General features: G+C 71.8%; 12 protein-coding genes and 1 tRNA gene. 5 read left to right on the top strand and 8 right to left on the bottom strand.

Features of this window, described 5'->3' with window-relative positions; genetic code table 11:
• Nucleotides 1-333 precede the first annotated feature (333 nt).
• Nucleotides 334-2,490 (top strand): MMPL family transporter, encoded by a 2,157-nt coding sequence (locus G4Z16_RS16325; protein ID WP_197351504.1) that lies wholly within the window; start codon nucleotides 334-336, stop codon nucleotides 2,488-2,490.
• Nucleotides 2,491-2,593: 103 nt separating this feature from the next.
• Complete coding sequence (locus tag G4Z16_RS16320) at nucleotides 2,594-3,955, top strand: cryptochrome/photolyase family protein (RefSeq protein ID WP_197351503.1); 1,362 nt, start codon at nucleotides 2,594-2,596, stop codon at nucleotides 3,953-3,955.
• A 529-nt stretch (nucleotides 3,956-4,484) separates the two neighbouring features.
• Here G4Z16_RS16320 and G4Z16_RS16315 read toward each other — a convergent pair.
• A tRNA-Ala gene (locus G4Z16_RS16315) sits at nucleotides 4,485-4,557 on the bottom strand.
• A gap of 127 nt (nucleotides 4,558-4,684) precedes the next feature.
• Between G4Z16_RS16315 and G4Z16_RS16310 the strand changes: the two genes are divergently transcribed.
• Together G4Z16_RS16310 and G4Z16_RS16305 are read left to right on the top strand one after the other, a co-directional pair.
• Nucleotides 4,685-5,239, top strand: a complete 555-nt coding sequence (locus G4Z16_RS16310) for a helix-turn-helix domain-containing protein (RefSeq protein WP_197351502.1) — start codon at nucleotides 4,685-4,687, stop codon at nucleotides 5,237-5,239.
• Between the two features lie 32 nt (nucleotides 5,240-5,271).
• Nucleotides 5,272-6,567, top strand: a complete 1,296-nt coding sequence (locus G4Z16_RS16305; protein ID WP_197351501.1) for a serine/threonine-protein kinase — start codon at nucleotides 5,272-5,274, stop codon at nucleotides 6,565-6,567.
• 149 nt (nucleotides 6,568-6,716) lie between these two features.
• Here G4Z16_RS16305 and G4Z16_RS16300 read toward each other — a convergent pair whose 3' ends face one another.
• The 4 genes from G4Z16_RS16300 to G4Z16_RS16285 all read right to left on the bottom strand — a co-directional run bounded on the left by G4Z16_RS16300 (nucleotide 6,717) and on the right by G4Z16_RS16285 (nucleotide 11,045).
• Entirely contained in the window at nucleotides 6,717-8,156 is a 1,440-nt protein-coding gene (locus G4Z16_RS16300) for a hypothetical protein (RefSeq protein ID WP_207794549.1), read from the bottom strand.
• Between the two features lie 100 nt (nucleotides 8,157-8,256).
• A complete protein-coding gene (locus tag G4Z16_RS16295) occupies nucleotides 8,257-10,311 on the bottom strand; it encodes a vWA domain-containing protein (RefSeq protein ID WP_197351499.1) in 2,055 nt (684 codons plus the stop codon).
• Between the two features lie 218 nt (nucleotides 10,312-10,529).
• Complete coding sequence (locus G4Z16_RS16290; RefSeq protein ID WP_003958712.1) at nucleotides 10,530-10,664, bottom strand: DLW-39 family protein; 135 nt, start codon at nucleotides 10,662-10,664, stop codon at nucleotides 10,530-10,532.
• 168 nt (nucleotides 10,665-10,832) lie between these two features.
• Nucleotides 10,833-11,045, bottom strand: a complete 213-nt coding sequence (locus G4Z16_RS16285; RefSeq protein WP_197351498.1) for a hypothetical protein — start codon at nucleotides 11,043-11,045, stop codon at nucleotides 10,833-10,835.
• 144 nt (nucleotides 11,046-11,189) lie between these two features.
• Between G4Z16_RS16285 and hemC the strand changes: the two genes are divergently transcribed.
• A complete protein-coding gene (hemC, locus tag G4Z16_RS16280) occupies nucleotides 11,190-12,218 on the top strand; it encodes a hydroxymethylbilane synthase (RefSeq protein WP_246530892.1) in 1,029 nt (342 codons plus the stop codon).
• An 18-nt stretch (nucleotides 12,219-12,236) separates the two neighbouring features.
• Here hemC and G4Z16_RS16275 read toward each other — a convergent pair whose 3' ends face one another.
• The 3 genes from G4Z16_RS16275 to G4Z16_RS16265 all read right to left on the bottom strand — a co-directional run bounded on the left by G4Z16_RS16275 (nucleotide 12,237) and on the right by G4Z16_RS16265 (nucleotide 15,862).
• Complete coding sequence (locus tag G4Z16_RS16275) at nucleotides 12,237-12,812, bottom strand: dihydrofolate reductase family protein (protein ID WP_197351496.1); 576 nt, start codon at nucleotides 12,810-12,812, stop codon at nucleotides 12,237-12,239.
• A gap of 149 nt (nucleotides 12,813-12,961) precedes the next feature.
• Nucleotides 12,962-15,262, bottom strand: a complete 2,301-nt coding sequence (locus G4Z16_RS16270) for a tetratricopeptide repeat protein (protein WP_197351495.1) — start codon at nucleotides 15,260-15,262, stop codon at nucleotides 12,962-12,964.
• Nucleotides 15,263-15,496: 234 nt separating this feature from the next.
• Complete coding sequence (locus G4Z16_RS16265; protein ID WP_197351494.1) at nucleotides 15,497-15,862, bottom strand: hypothetical protein; 366 nt, start codon at nucleotides 15,860-15,862, stop codon at nucleotides 15,497-15,499.
• Nucleotides 15,863-16,200: the final 338 nt, after the last annotated feature.

The following is a 16,200-nucleotide window of genomic DNA, read 5'->3' as shown; positions in this document are numbered from 1 at the left end:
GTTACCGGTACGAGTGACGCGCGGGCGGCACGGCGGCGGGGACGCGGCGCACAACGGGCAAGCAGGCGGCAGCACTTGACGATGCGGGGGAGCCCGGGGGCGGCCGGGCGCCGCCGTGGCGGCGCTGCGTAAGCTCGCAGGACGGCGATCGTCCTTCGCCGTCCGCAGCTGGTTCCGTCCCGTCGTCCTCCGTCACGTCCTCCGTCACGTCCTCCGTCACGTCCGCCGTCACGTCCGCCGTCACGTCCGCCCAGAGCCCGTCGCCGCCCGGTCCCGACTCAGTGCCCTTCCCGCCTCAGCGCCCGTCCCGCCCCGGCCCACGAGGAACAACAGATGCCGTCCGCACAGCGCGCCACCCGCTGGATCACCCCGGCCCTCCTGCTCGTCGTCTGGCTCGTGCTCGGCGGTCTGCTCGGCCCGTACGCAGGCAAGCTCAGCGACGTGGCGGACAACGACCCGGCCTCCTTCCTGCCGCAGAGCGCCGAGTCCACCAAGGTCATCGACGCGCAGAAGAGCTTCCAGCAGGACGAGACGATGCCCGCGGTGGTCGTCTGGACGGCGCGGGAAGGGAAGATCCAGCCGCAGCAGCGGGAGGCCGCGACCCGCGCTCTGGCCTCGCTCAAGGGCAGCCACGGCATCGTCGGCACGCCCTCGCCGGCCGTGCCCAGCAAGGACGGACGCGCGCTGCAGGGCGCCGTGCAGATCCGCTCCGGCCTCGACCACGCGCTTCCGGGCGTGCTCGACGACGTACGCGACCGGGCAGGCCGCGTCGAGGGGACGAAGGCGCAGGTCACCGGGCCGGCGGCGACCCAGGCCGATCTGTCCGACGCGTTCGCCGGGATCGACGGCATCCTGCTCGTCGTCGCCCTCATCGTCGTGCTGCTGATCCTGCTGCTCGTCTACCGCAGCGTCCTGCTGCCGATCGTCATCATCCTCGGTGCTGTGCTCGGGCTCTCCCTCGCGTGCGCCGTCGTGTACGAGCTGGCCCAGGAGGGCATCGTCAGCGTCGACGGGCAGGTGCAGGGGATCCTCTCCATCCTGGTCATCGGCGCGGCCACGGACTACGCGCTGCTGCTCTCCGCACGCTTCCGCGAGGAACTCTCCAGGCACGGCGAACGGTTCGCCGCCATGCGCGCCGCGCTGCGCCGCTCCTTCGGCGCGATCACGGCCAGCGCCGCCACCGTCGCACTCGGGCTGCTCGCCCTGCTGCTGAGCGACCTCACGAACAACCGCGCGCTGGGGCCCGTCGGCGCCATCGGCATCGTCTGCGCCGTCATCAGCACGCTCACCTTCCTGCCGGCGACGCTCGTGCTCGTGGGCCGGGCCGCCTACTGGCCCGCACGGCCCGAGCCCGCCACCAGGCCCGTCGACGGCGAGGACGGCAGCGGTGCGGGCCGGGACACCGAGGGCGCCGCGGTCAACGGCGACGGAGACGTGGCCGCCGCCCCCGCGCACGGCGTGTGGGGCCGCATCGCCACCCGTGTCGACCGCATGCCGCGCCGCATCTGGGCGAGCACCCTCGTGGCGCTCATCGCCTGTGCCGCGTTCTCACCGCAGTTGACCTCGCACGGCGTCCCCATCGACGAGATCTTCGTCAAGGACGAGCCTTCCGTCGTGGGGCAGCGCACGCTCAGCGACCACTTCCCCGGGGGCTCCGGCAACCCGGCCGTCGTCATCGCGGACGCAGGCAAGGTGCGGGAGGTGACCCGTGCCGCGGACCGCACGGAGGGGGTCGCGAGCGCCGCACCGCTCACGGAGTCGGGGCGTCCGGGGCAGGGCGAACCGCTCGTGAAGGACGGCCGGGTGCTCATCGACTCCACGCTCGAGGCAGGCGCCTCCAGCGACGAGGCCAAGCGGACGGTGGACCGGCTGCGTTCGTCCGTGCACGCGGTGCCGGGAGCACACGCCCTGGTGGGCGGCTACACGGCGCAGCAGCACGACATCCAGACGACCGCCGAGGACGACCGGGCGCTCATCGTCCCCGTCGTGCTGCTGATCATCTTCGTGATCCTGACGATACTGCTGCGAGCGCTGGTCATCCCGGTGGTGCTGGTGGCCACCGTCGCGCTCAACTTCCTGGCCACGCTGGGAGTCGCCGCGCTGGTCTTCAACCATCTCCTGGACTTCACCGGCACGGACGCCTCGGTGCCGCTCTACGGCTTCGTCTTCCTCGTCGCGCTGGGCGTGGACTACAACATCTTCCTGCTCACACGCGTACGCGAGGAGGCCCAGCTGCACGGCACCCGGTCGGGCATCCGCCGAGGCCTGACCGCCACCGGCGGCGTCATCACCTCCGCCGGTGTGGTGCTCGCGGCGACCTTCGCGGCACTGGTCGTCATCCCGCTGTCCTTCCTCGTCCAGATCGCCTTCATCGTCGCCTTCGGGGTGCTGCTCGACACGCTCGTCGTCCGCTCGCTGCTGGTGCCCGCGCTCGCACGCGACATCGGCCCGGCCGTGTGGTGGCCGGGGGCGCTGCGCCGTCGCGGCTGAAACGGGGCGCGCGTGGTGAGCTGGCGCCGGACATAACGGGGCACCTCGGGGCACCCGGTCCCCACACGCCGGCCGCATCGCACCGCAGGAAGGACGACTGCGCATGAGCGCTTCCGTGGCCCTGTTCACCGCGGATCTGCGGATCCACGACAACCCGGTGCTGCGCGCCGCTCTCGACGCGGCGGACGAGGTGGTGCCGCTGTTCGTCATCGACGAAGGCGTGCGGGCAGCGGGCTTCGACGCACCCAACCGGCGTGCGTTCCTCGCGGACTGCCTCGCCGACCTCGACGCGGCGCTGCGGGAGCGCGGCGGCCGGCTGGTGCTGCGCACCGGCGACGTGGCGGAGGAGACCTGCGCGGTCGCGGCGGAGTGCGGCGCACGGCAGGTCCATGTGGCGGGAGACGTCAGCGGCTACGCGCAGCGCCGCGAGGAGCGGCTCCAGCGGCTCCTGGCCTCCGGCGGCCGGGAGTTGTGCGTGCACGACGCCGTCGTCACCGCGCTCCCTCCGGGCGAGGTCACGCCTCAGGGCCGGGACCACTTCGCGGTCTTCACGCCCTACTTCCGGCGCTGGGCGGCGAAGAGGCTGCGTCCGGTGCTGCGGGCGCCCCGAAGGGTGCGCGTGCCGGAAGGCCCCCGCTCCGCCGCGCTGCCCTCGCGTCCGGACGTGACGGGGGTGTCGCCGGGGCTGGCCGCGGGCGGTGAGAAGGAGGGCCGCGCGCGCTTCGATGCATGGCGGAAGTCGGGGATGAAGGCGTACGCCGAGAACCACGACGACCTGGCGGGGGACGCCACCTCGCGTCTGTCGCCGCATCTGCACTTCGGCACGGTCTCGGCGGTGGAACTCGTCCACAGGGCCTCGGAGACAGGGGGCGAGGGGCCCGACGCCTTCGTACGGCAGCTGGCGTGGCGGGACTTCCACCACCAGGTCCTCGCCGCCCGGCCCCGCGCCTCCCAGGAGGACTACCGGCCCCGCGGCGACCGATGGCGGCACGACGGGGAGGAGATCGCTGCCTGGCGGGAGGGACGCACCGGCTACCCGCTCGTCGACGCGGCGATGCGGCAGCTGCTCCACGAGGGGTGGATGCACAACCGGGCACGGCTGCTGGCGGCGAGCTTCCTCACCAAGACGCTGTACACGGACTGGCGCGTCGGCGCCCGCCACTTCCTCGACCTGCTCGTCGACGGCGACGTGGCGAACAACCAGCTCAACTGGCAGTGGGTGGCGGGCACGGGCAACGACACCCGGCCGAACCGCGTGCTGAACCCGCTCACGCAGGCCAAACGCTTCGATCCGCACGGGGACTACGTGCGCCGCTGGGTCCCCGAACTCGCCGGTGTCGAAGGCTCCGCCGTGCACCGGCCGTGGAAGCTGCCCGCGCGGGAGCGGGCGGGGCTGGACTATCCCGAGCCGCTGGTGGACCTGTCGGACGGTGCGGAACGCTTTCTGCGGGCGCGGGATCGGTGACCGTGCTCGCACGTAAGGGGGCGGTGGCCGCGGCGCTCTCCGGTAGGCCGGGTCGACTTCGCTCGGGTGAAGAGACGTGCCCGGGTGCCGTCCTGCGGTGTGACGTGACGCACAGCGGGTCAGCGCCCGTGCCTCCCTCACCTGGTCCGGGCAACGGCCCGGCGGCAGGCGCCCGATGACCGCCGTCGGCCCCCCGGTGCAGTTGGCGCTTGCGCGAGCCCGGGCGGCCGGGCCGAGCGGCCCGCACGCGGTGAGGCTGCGGGTGGGTGTGCGTGTGCGGATGGCGCGGGCCCCTCATTGAGGGGGTGCGGGTGGCGAAGCCCCCGCCTCGCGAGGCGAAGCCCAGCACGAACGACGAGGGCGAACCCGGCCGCGCTCTCCGCGGACACAACCCCCATTGAAGGGCCGCGGGCCCCTGATTGAGGGGGTGCGGGTGGCGAAGCCCCCGCCTCGCGAGGCGAAGCCGAGCACAAACGGCGAGGGCGAACCGGGCCGCGCTCTCCGCGGACACAGTTCGCCCTCGCACTCGTGGAGCCTAGGGGAGTCGAACCCCTGACATCTGCCATGCAAAGACAGCGCTCTACCAACTGAGCTAAGGCCCCGCGCGCATAAGACTACCGGCTCCCCGGAGCGAATTCCGACCGGGTATCGCCCGGCGTCCGCCACCCTCCGTAGGATGCACGGCAAGTTCGCGTCAGCGAAGCGCCAGGGGAGTCCAGGGGAGACGTGATGGACGCAGCACAGCAGGAATCCACTGCCAAAGCGCGTGAGCTGCAAAGTCAGTGGTACGGCGAGCCGCTGGGCACTCTCTTCCGCCGGCTCATCGACGATCTCGGCCTGAACCAGGCCAGGCTCGCCACCGTGCTGGGTCTCTCCGCACCCATGCTGTCCCAGCTGATGAGCGGCCAGCGAGCAAAGATCGGCAACCCTGCCGTCGTCCAGCGTGTGCAGGCTCTGCAGGAGCTCGCCGCGGAGGTCGCACGGGGGGACGTCAGCGCTGCCGATGCGACGCAGCGCATGGAGGAGGTGCGGCGCAGCGCGGGCGGCAGCGTCCTCAACAGCCAGTCGCAGGCCGCCTCTTCGGGTGCGTCGTCCCAGACGCCCGTCAAGCGGGTGGTGCGCGAGATCCAGGCTCTGCTGCGTTCCGTCTCCGACGCCGCGGACATCCTCGACGCCTCCTCCGCTCTCGCCTCCACTCATCCGGAGCTGGCAGAGTTCCTCCGGGTGTACGGGGCGGGACGCACCGCGGACGCCGTCAAGCACTACGAGTCGCATCAGAACTGACGCGAGCAGAGGGCACAGGGGGACACGGCGTCATGGGTGAGGTCTTCGCCGGACGGTACGAGCTGGCCGACCCGATCGGGCGCGGAGGGGTCGGTGCGGTGTGGCGCGCCTGGGACCGGCGCCGCAAGCGCTACGTGGCCGCCAAGGTGCTCCAGCAGAGCGACGCCCACTCCCTGCTGCGGTTCGTACGCGAACAGGCCCTGCGCATCGACCATCCGCACGTGCTGGCGCCCGCCAGCTGGGCCGCCGATGACGACAAGGTCCTCTTCACCATGGATCTCGTCGCCGGAGGCTCGCTCTCCCATCTCATCGGCGACTACGGGCCGTTGCCGCCGAGCTTCGTGTGCACGCTGCTGGACCAGCTGCTCGCCGGGCTCACGGCGGTGCACGCCGAGGACGTGGTGCACCGCGACATCAAGCCCGCCAACATCCTGCTGGAGCCGACCGGCAGGGGCCGGCCCCATCTGCGGCTGTCGGACTTCGGCATCTCCATGCGGAAGGGTGAGCCGCGGCTGACCGAGACCAACTTCGTGGTGGGCACGCCTGGTTACTTCGCGCCGGAGCAACTGATGGGCGCCGAGCCGGACTTCACCGCGGATCTGTACGCGGTGGGGCTCGTCGGGCTGTACCTGCTGACCGGGCACAAGCCCGACTCGATGGAGATGGTGTCCCGCTACGAGCACGGCGTTCCTCCGGCGCCCGACCGCGTGCCGGAACCCCTGTGGCAGGTGCTGGGTCAGCTGCTCCAGCCGGACCCGCAGTACCGCTTCCGTACGGCGACGGGTGCGCGCAAGGCTCTCGCGGGTGCGGCGGAGATGCTGACTCCCGACGCGACGGCCGAGCAGGAGACCGTCGAGGTCTTCGACCATCTCGGGCCGCTGCCGCAGGGCTTCGGACCGGACGGACCGCTGGCAGGCGGCGACTCCGCGGACCCGGTTGGGGGCGCAGGCGTTTCGGGCTCTCCCGCCGCTCCGGCGGCGGCCGCGACCGCTCCGTCCGCCACCGGCAGCTTCCATCTCGCGCCGCCGCAGGGCGGGTTCGGCGCTCCCGAGCAGCCCCGCACGCCGCCGGCCCCGGACAACCCGCCGACGCAGGCGTCCCCGCCCGCGGCGTCCGCGCCACCCGCTTCAGTTCCGTACGGGAGCGCGCCCTACGGTGCGGTGCCGCAGCGGACGGCAGGTGCGGCACCGTACGGTCTGACGGCGGGTGCTGCCCCCGCGGGCGCGCCCGCACGCAGACCGGGACCGCCCCCGAAGGTGGCGATCCCGGTCCTGGTCGTCGCGCTGATCTGTCTCACTGTCGGCGTCTGGGCGCTGATCGCCGCCTGACCCGTCCGAGCGCCGACCCGCGCGCTCCGGGGGCCGTCCGGGAGGCAGGGAGTGAGCCAGGCCGCCGCTCACGGCGGCTTCTGCCGCCGCTCACGGCGGCTTCTGCCGCCGGTCACGGCTGCTGCTGTCGTCGCCGGCCCGGACAGGGCCTAATACCGCTGCTGCTGCGGCCCCGGCCCGTAGCCCTGGTCGGCGCTGTACCCCTGGCCGTGTCCCTGGCCGTGTCCCTGGCCCTGTTGCTGCGGCCGGAGCGGAACCGTGCCCGACTGCCCGCCCTGGCCGGGGAAGCCGCCCGGTACGCCGGATCCCGGCGGCGGCACGGCACCCGGGCCCGCGGCCGTACGCCGCCGCGCCATCAGCGTCCACACCACCAGCACCAGGATCAGCACCACACCCGCGCCGATGCCCGCGTAGGCCACGAGCTCGAGGGTGCCGCTGCGCTCCGCCTCCGCCGCGCTCTGGCCCTTCTCCGCCTGCGCCTTGTCGTCCTCGCTGACACCGAACCCGGCAGCAGCGGCGTCCCCCGCGTACCGGGGCCCGGCCTCGGCCTTGCCGGTGACGTCGACGCGCAAGGTCAGCGGTGCGGTCGACTTGAAGTAGCCGGACAGCTTCGGCGAGACCGTCACTGCCAGATAGTGCCAACCGGCCACGCACGGCGTGTTGTCGGAGTAGGCGAAGCGGCGCCCGAAGTCCACAGGCTGTGTATGGACCGCGGCCTGCGCGGACTTGTCGGGGCTGTACGGGACGAACTGGTCCGCGTCGAACTGCCCGCGCGCCGGGTTGTAGGCCGTGACCCCGAGCCCGTCGTAGATCGTCGGCGGGTACTCCCCGGGTGAGCCGGAACTGCCCAGCTCCACCGCAGCGTTCAGACGCTGCCCCCAGTCGACCGGGACCCGGTAGAAGCGCGTCTCACCTGGCCGGATGCGGTCCTTCCACAGCCCCTTCGAGACGGCTCCGGCGTCGTTGAAGCCGCTGCCGCCATGTGCTTGCTTCTTCTCGCCGCCGGTGACGGGCTCGGGTGTCTCCTCCGGCGTTCCAGCGCTGTCGTTCGGGGCGCCCGGCAGGGCATCGAGGCCGCCCTTCAGACCCGGCTCCGACATGAAGCGGATCTCCAGCGGCCAGCGCGCCGGGTCCGACGTCGCCGGGCCCTCGCGTTCGACGGAGAAGAGGTACGGGCCCGCCTTCTGGCACTGGTCGCCGGCTCCGATGATGCGCGTCGCGTAGCTCGCGATCGGGTATGCGGCGCCCTCGGCGCTGAACTGCGGCTGGGTCGCGCCGTTGCAGGCGCTGCCGTCGACGTTCTCCAGTCCGATCTTCAGGCCCTCGCCGATGTCCTTCACGCGCGAGCCCGGCTTCGGTGCGGCGACGGCGGAGATGAAGGCGCTGGATTTCGCGTCCAGTTCGACGCGGTAGTACCTCTTCTCGCCGCGGCCTATGGAGTCGCTGTACGTCGCCGGCTCGATCTTGGGCGCGTCGCCGCTGCCGGCCGTGCCCTTGATCTTCTTGGCCTCGTCGGCCTGCTGGTACGCCGGTACGTCTCCGGCGCCGTCCGAGGGCGCGGCTGCCGCCTGCCCCGGCAGCGCTGCCACCAGGCAGAGTGCCACCGCCACGGCTGCCACAGGTGCGGCGGCCCGCCGCCTCGTACTGCCGGTGCTGCCACATCGCGCTGCGCTGCCGAAGCGCCGTGCGCTACCGATCCGCCCTGGTCGCCGCGTCACCATGCGCTCCCCTCATCGTTTCCGCCCCGCCCTCTCCACTGCCGCTGACTGCGGCGCCTGCGTCTCCTGTGGGGCCGCTCCGCCGGCGCGCGGCCACGAACCACCAGGCGAGCCCGGCCAGAAGCAGCAGCCCCACTCCACCGGCGACGGCCGCCACGACCAGCGCGTCACCGCCTCCCGTGCCGTCCTCCGCGGCACCGCCCGCACCGCTGCCCTTGCCGTCGGACGCCGGGTCAGCCGGAGATGCCTTCAACACCGGGGCGTTGTGCTGCGGTCCCGCCTTGGCCTCGCCCTTGACGTCGACGCGGAGCGTCACCCCGATGTCGGGATTCTCCGCGATGCGCGAGGCGTTGGCACCGAGCGTGACCGCGATGTAGTAGTCGCCGTCTGTGTGGACGGGGACGACGTGCGTACCGCTCTCGAAGCGGTTCGTCCAGGAGACCGGCACGGTACCGCCCGAGACCTTGCCCGGCTCGCCGTCGTAGGAGGACCGCGTGGTCAGTTCACCGGTCCCGGTGACCGGCTGCCGGTACGGCGTGTAGGTGTCGGTGCGGCTGAAGGAGTACTCGGTGTTGTATTCCTCCACCGTCGGCTCGTTGCTGAACTCCACGTCGTAGCGCAGCTGCTGGCCCCAGCCGACCGGCACCCGGTACCAGAGCGTCTGCGACGGCAGCACCTTGTCACGCCATACGCCCTTGCCGATCCGGGCCGCGTCGTTGAAGCCGGTGCCGCCGCCGATCTTCCTCGCGTTTCCCTGGGGCAGCGTCGCGTCCTGACCCCCGGCACCGTAGTCGGGCTCCGACTGCGCGGGCGTGGTGCCCCTCTTCAGCGGCTTCTCCACCGCGTACGTCAGCTCAAGTGGCCAGCGCGCGGCGTCGGAACGGCCGGCGCTCTCACTGCTCACCCGCTCCACCGACAGCAGATAGCGTCCGGGCCCGCGGTCGCACCGTCCGCTCGAACCGGCGTCGCCCGGGATGCGGCTGACTCCGGCGACGAGCGGCACTCCGCCCTCGTCCTGCCCGAAGTGCTCGGTGCTCGACTCGCAGCTGCTCGCGGACGGGCCCGGCGGGGTCAACTCCGTTCGCAGACCGTCCAGATCGTCGACCGCGGAGCCCGGCTTGGGCACGGCAGTGGCGGCGAAGCCGGCGGTACGGGCACCGTCCATGCGCACCGCGTACCAGCGCTTCTCACCCGGCCCGATGGTGTCCAGGTACTGGCCCGAGGCGCTGCCGAGCTTCGCCGCGTCGCCCGAGTCCGCTCCGCCCTCGATCTTCTTGCCCCTGAGCCGGTACCCGTCCACCGAGAGCCGGCCCGCGCGCTGCAGCTGCCGGGCGAGAGCATCGGCGTCCGGGGCGTCGTAGTACGTACCGTTGCCAGCGCCTGCCACGCACTCCAGCTGCTCGCGGGCCTTGCCGCGCACCTCGAAGCCGATGGCGTCGATCCGCAGGTCGATGCCCTGCTTGCCCAACTCCCGTGCCACCGCGCACGGTTCGGGATCGCCGCAGTTGTCCTCGCCGTCCGAGATCAGCACGATCGTGCGCTGGCCCGTCGCGCCGCCGGGAACCTCCGGGAGGTCCTCAGCGGCCTTGCGCAGCGAGTAGCCGATGGGCGTGTCCCCCTTCGGCCGCACCTTCGCGACCGCGTCCTTGATCCCGGCACGGTCCAGCGGACGCACGGGCTGGGCGAGCCGGGAGTCGGTGCAGCCCTTCTGCTTCTGCGAACCGTAGAGCCGCAGTCCCGTCGGATAGCCGTCAGGCAGGCTGTCGACGACTGTGCCGACGGCCTTGCGGGCGGAGGCGATGCGCGTGCTTCCGGAGCCGTCGTCCTCCGCCATGGAACCCGACGAGTCCAGCAGCATGACCATCGAACTGTTGCCGTCTGCAACGCCTGCAACCGCGTCCGTCGACTCCGCGGCCGGTGCGGCCGGTGCGGCTGCTGCGGCCGTGATCAGCGCGAAGAGCGCTCCGACCACCGTCACACTTGATGCCAGGCGCTTCGCCCGGCCAGCACCCCGCCGTGCTCCCATGTGTCCCCCGACCCCTCGCACGCGGGCGCGCCCGCCACATCTTTGCGCGAGACACTATTGCTTTGCTTAAGCACACTGCAAGGGGTGGTCCGTCACAGAACGGCAACGCCCTCCCGGCCCGGCCGGCCGATCCTCACGGGCGTCCCGTACCGCTCACGCACACAGTGAGGCCCCGACCGCCTGTGCGGTCGGGGCCTCACTGCGCGAAAGTCGTGGTTTCACACACCCGAACCTGCGGGCACGGAGTCGGTCGCCTCCGTCCACAGATCCTGCTCGGCGCGGTCCGCCTGGATCTGGCGGTACACGAGGAGCCCGCCGATGGCGGCCAGTGCGACCAGGAGAAGCTTCTTCACCGCGCTACCTCGTCCTTCTGAGAGACGTTGGGACCATCTGGCGCCCGATGATACCCAACCGGCTCCCGCCACCGCGGAGTCCGCCCCGGCGGGGAACCGCCTCCCTTGTGCCGCCCGCACATACGCGTACGGACGGACGTGGCGCGCGGATTCAGAGCGGCGAGGGCCTCATTCCCACACGTCGGCCTTCCCGCCCCTCCATTCGATCAGCACCGGGTCGTCGAGACGCACCTGGTCGGGGTCGAGCCCCGCCTCGCGCAGGATCCCGACCAGATCCGCGATGCCGCGGGCGAACCCGAGATCGTCCCCATCGACTCTGTCAGCGGTGATACGGCGCCCACCCGTGGGGGCGGGCGGATGCACGACGATCGACGCAGCCATAGCCAAAAGAGTGCGACGGTTCCGCGGCCACCGCATCTCGAACCGGTCACTCATGGTGCGGACTCCAACACACAGCGCTATACGCGCCGATGGCCGCGCCCGGCGTCCTACGTTGAGAGCCGAAACCCGAGAGGATCCGCCACCGTGACCGACTTCCCCGGCTTCCCCGACCGGCCACTGCTGATCGGCACCCGCAGCTCACCCATGGCGCTCGTCCAGGCAGGCCATGTCGCGGACCTCCTCGAACGTGTCGTCCCGGGCCTGACCACACGCACCGTGCCGACCACCACGTCCGGCGACACCTGGCCGGGCTCCCTCACACAGGCCGGCGGCAAGGGCCTGTTCGTCAAGGCCATCGACCAGCAACTGCAGCGCGGCGAGATCGATGTGGCGGTCCACTGCCTCAAGGACGTCCCCGGCGACCAGCCTCTGCCGAAGGGACTCGTCATCGCCGCGACGCCGCCCCGCGCCGACGTGCACGACGTGCTCCTCGTGCCCGCCGGTTCACCGGTGAACTCCCTCGCGGACCTCCCCGCCGGCGCGACGGTCGCCACCAGCGCGGTACGCCGCAGGGCCCAACTCCTCGCGCTGCGGCCCGACCTGCGCATGGTGGACGTCCGCGGCGCGGTCGCCACACGGCTGGAGAAACTGGACGGGCAGCGCGGCGGCCTCGAAGCGGACGCGATGGTGCTGGCCCAAGCGGGGCTCGAACGGCTCGGCCTCACCGACCGCATCCGCTGCCGGTTCCCGCTCGGCGAAGTGCTGCCGGCGGTCGGGGCGGGCGTGCTGGCGGTGCAGTGCCGACGGGACGACGAGGCCGTCGCCACGCTGCTCCACCGCATCGACGACCCACGTACACACGCGGAGGCGACAGCCGAACGCTCGATGCTCCGCGGCCTGCACGGCCACTGCAACTCACCTGTCGCCGCGCACTGCGTGACCGGTGCGGACGGCCAACTCGGCCTCCGCGGCACGGTGTTCACCCTCGACGGCACCCGCACGATCCGCGCTCACCTGCACGCCCCCTCCGCCGCACACGCCGCGGAACTGGGCACCCGCGTCTGCGCCGAACTGCTCGGCCGAGGCGCACGCGCCATCATCGACGCGACGTCCGCGGGCCCCGCCCCCACGGGAGGTCACCCGGCCCGCGGAGACTCCGGGCCGCGGCAATGACCCTCGAATCCCTGCGGATCAGTGGAGAGTCGGCCGGTAGATGAGTTCCTGGATGTCACCGTCGAGCGTCCGTGTCTCCATCAGTTCCAGGTCGAAATCCGCGGCACCGCGGAAGACCGGGTCCACCCCGTTCCGACCGGTGATGACGGGGAAGAGCGTCACCTGCACGCTATCGACCAGGCCCGCGCCCATCAGCGCCCGGTTCAACGACAGGCTGCCGTGCGAGCGCAACGGCACCGCGGACTCCTCCTTGAGGCGGGCGACGACGTCGACGGCGTCACCGCTCACGAGGGTCCCGTCCGGCCAGTCGAGGGGGCCTTCCAATGTCGTCGAGACCACCGTCGCCGGCAGGTTCCTCATCCGCGTGACCCAGGGGTCACGCACGTCGGACTCCTCGGTGCTCTCGGCCAGCATCCGCTCGAATGCCCGGTACGTGTTGGCCCCGAAGACCATCCGCTGCTCCGCGTCGTACAGGGCAAGCCGGCGCTCGAGCAATTCGGGGCCCTGCTTGCCCCAGTAGCCGGTCCAGTCGCCGCCGGCGGCGCCGTAGCCGTCGAGGCTGGAGAAGACATCGAAGGTGTAGGTAGCGGTCATGGCGTTCCCCTCGGGTGCGGTCGGTCCGTGTGAGTACGGACCAGAACCGCCGCGATACTCATCGCCGGAACGGGCCACATGGGCCGGAGACACAGCGGGGAGCCGGCGGGCTCGTGCTCAAGACCTGAGGAAGGAGCCGCTGACGGTGGTCACAACGGTTGTTCCGGCAGCCCCGGGGTGACTGGTTGGTCGGTGGAGTCTCCTGCGGCTGCCGTATCGGGCTGAGGCACGGCTCGCGCGTCATTGCGCAACAGGGCGAGGTTGTTACGGGTGGAAATGGTGTCCGGGTGGTCCTCACCGAGCAGTCGCTCGCGATCGGCCAGCACCCGCTCACACAGGTCGACGGCCTCCCGGGTGCGCCCGGCGTCGCCGTAGGAGAGGGCGAGATTGTTGCGGGCGATAAGGGTGTTGGGGTGTTCGTCGCCGAGCAGCCGCTCGTAGTCGGCCAGCACCCGCTCACGGATTTCGAGGGCGTCCTGGACCCGTCCGGCGTCGCCGTAGCAGTTGGCGAGGTTGTTGCGGACAGAAAGGGTGTCGGGGTGGTCGTCGACGAGCAGCCGCTCGCGATCGGCCAGCAACCTCTCGCACACATCCAGGGCATCTTGGACGCGTCCGGCGCCACGGTAGGAGCCGACGAGGTTGTTGCGGGCGGAAAGGGTGTCCGGGTGGTCCTCACCGAACAGCCGCTCGCGATCGGCCAGCACCCGCTCACACAGATCGACGGCCTCCCGAGTGCGCCCGGCCGCACCGTAGGAGAGCGCGAGGTTGCCGCGGGCGTCGAGGGTATAGGGGTGGTCCTCACCGAGCAGCCGCTCGTAGTCGGCCAGCACCCGCTCACACAGGTCGAGCGCATCCTGGACGCGCCCGGCGTCGCTGTACGACAGGGCGAGGTTGTTCCGAGCCGAAAGCGTGTGGAGGTGGTCCTCACCGAGCAGCCGCTCGCGGTCGGCCAGCACCCGCTCACGGACTTCGAGGGCGTCCTGGACCCGTCCCGCGTCGCCGTAGGAAAGGGCGAGATTGTTACGGGCGACGAGGGCGTACGGGTGATCGTCACCGAACAGCCGCTCGTAGTCGGCCAGCAACTTCTCGCACTGGTCGAGCGCATCCTGGACGCGTCCGGCTTCACGGTAGGAGTGGGAGAGGTTGACGCGGGCCAGGAGGGTGTCAGGGTCGTCGGGACCATGTAGCTCGATGCTGCGCTCGACCGTCCTCCGGTCGTACTCAAGTGCCTGGTTGTAGAGGCCGGCCGCCCTGAGACTGCTGCTGACGCGGTGAATGCACTGGTGGGTCGTTGGCTGCCACAGGACCGGGCGGGTGTGCTGGTCGAGTTGCACGGTGCTGGCACGCAGGTCTGCCGAGAGCTCCCTGTCGTGGTGGTCGAGGTCGGGCCAGAGATGCAGGAGTGCGTCTGCCGCGGCCTCGGCGGTTGCGGGCAGGTTGCCGGCCGGGATGGTCTCGCGCACGGCGCGGGCGGTCAGCGCATGGATGCGGATGGGCGCTTCGGCGGTGTCCTGGGCGATGAGCGCATAGGTGCGCAGGACGTCCAGGGCGTCGTGGATCTCCTGCTCGGTCACCGGCGGGTGGTGCCGGCGCAGACGGCGGCGGTGGCCGGGGCGTGCCGTGCGCAGGTACCGCATCGCGGGGGGTGTGGTCCACAGCTCGGCGGGGTGGCCAAGGGGGTCCAGGAGGGAGACGAGCTCCAGCAGCGGCCGCGCCAGCCGGCTGGTGTCGGTGGCCTGTACCTCGGTGAGGGAGAGCAGGAGTGCGGTGGTGACGGGGCGTCCGTAGCCCTCGGTGTCGGCCGTGGGCGGGAGCAGGTCGCCCACCCGGTTGCCGGCGTCGCGGAAGAGCGTCAAGTAGTCGCCGACGGTGCGCCGTTTGTTGATCACGTAGGCGGCGGCGTGGCCGAGTGCGAGGGGCAAATGGCCGAGTTCCGCGGCGAGTTGGTCAGCGTCATCCGGGTCGTAGAGGTGGGGGTGGCCGGCGTCGGTGAGGCGGCCGCGCAGATAGGAGCGGGCCTCCTCCGGGGAGTAGAGGTCCACGTCGAGGAGTTGACGGCCCTGGCCGCTGAGCAGGGCGTCACGGCGTCGGGTTGTGGCCAGGACCCAGCCGTTGTGGTTGCCGTCCGGCCACCACGCGTTCGCCGCTTCCGGGTCAGTGATGTCGTCCAGGACGACGAGCCACCGCCGAGAGGTGGACGCCAGCCATCCCAGGAACACCTGCGCCGCAGCGGCGCTGTCCTCCGATGTGCTGCCCGGAAGCTGCAACTTCGCGGCGGTCTCCGCGTAGGCGGCGATGATCTGGTCGGGCTCGGTGGCGTTCACCCACACCAGCAGATCCAGCTCCTGGCCTTCCGGTCGTTCCTCGTCGCGCGCCTCTCGTGCGAGTGAGGCCGCGAGTTGGCTCTTGCCGACGCCGCCATCCCCCGTGAGCACTTGTGAGAGGACCACCCCACCACCGGCGCGGGCCCGGGCAACCGAGTCCCGGGTGGCGGTGCGTGGCTGGAAGGCGGCGGCAAGCGGCGGAACCCTCCCCACCCGCACCGGCCACTCCACCTCCGGCCTCGGCGCTGGCGGGATGTGCACATGCACGTCACCGGCGCCCTGAACGACGTCACGTCCCGCGTGCGCGCTCTGCCGTGTGCGGCGTTTCCCCGAACTCTCCACTGCTGCCGGTCCCCCAGTTCAGGCGCGGTCGCCGCCCACCTGATCGATGTCCCCACCACCGCGCGCCTTCTGCCGCACGTCCTCCCGCCCCGGCCGTCGCCGGGCCGCGGAACCCGCACCGTGATCGCCGCCCGTCTGCGTCACGCTGCCCCTGCCTCGCGCGGACTGCCGCACCCGGCGAACCGCAGAGCCGCCAGGCGGTGACGCACCGGCCTGGGACGCCCACGAACCCAGCGCGGCGAGAACCCCCGCGGCGACCACGCCCGCCACCGGACCGATCACGTCCCACGGGTCATCACCGCCCTCGGACAGCAGAGCCCAGGGAACCGACACGACGAGGAAACCCATGGTCGAGCCGGCCACCGCCGCCAGCCACCGCAACACAGCCCGAGCCTGCACAACCGCCCCCGCCCGACACCGGCAACACCCGCTGAAACAACCATGTTCGCACGCACGGCCCCGCGCACACCGGGTCAAGCCGCAAACGGAACCGCTGGTCGCGGGGGACCGTCGTCGGCGCGGTCGGCGCAGGCCCGCAGAGAGCACGATGCGGGGGCTCTCGCTGATATCCGCGGTTGCGAACCGCCGTCTGGCCTCGTCGGCCGTCATCAGCGTCCTTCACGGACTCGCGCTCAGGACGACCGCTCCCCTGTGTAGGTCAGGCGCCGGGGAGTCAGGAAAACTCTGCGGATCGCCGGGAAGCCGGGGAGCACGAACCGCGG

The organism is Streptomyces bathyalis, assembly GCF_015910445.1.
In the GTDB taxonomy this organism is placed as follows: Bacteria; Actinomycetota; Actinomycetes; order Streptomycetales; family Streptomycetaceae; genus Streptomyces; species Streptomyces bathyalis.
The sequence above is the reverse complement of the archived record's forward strand: the minus strand, read 5'-3'. Positions and strand labels throughout refer to the sequence as shown.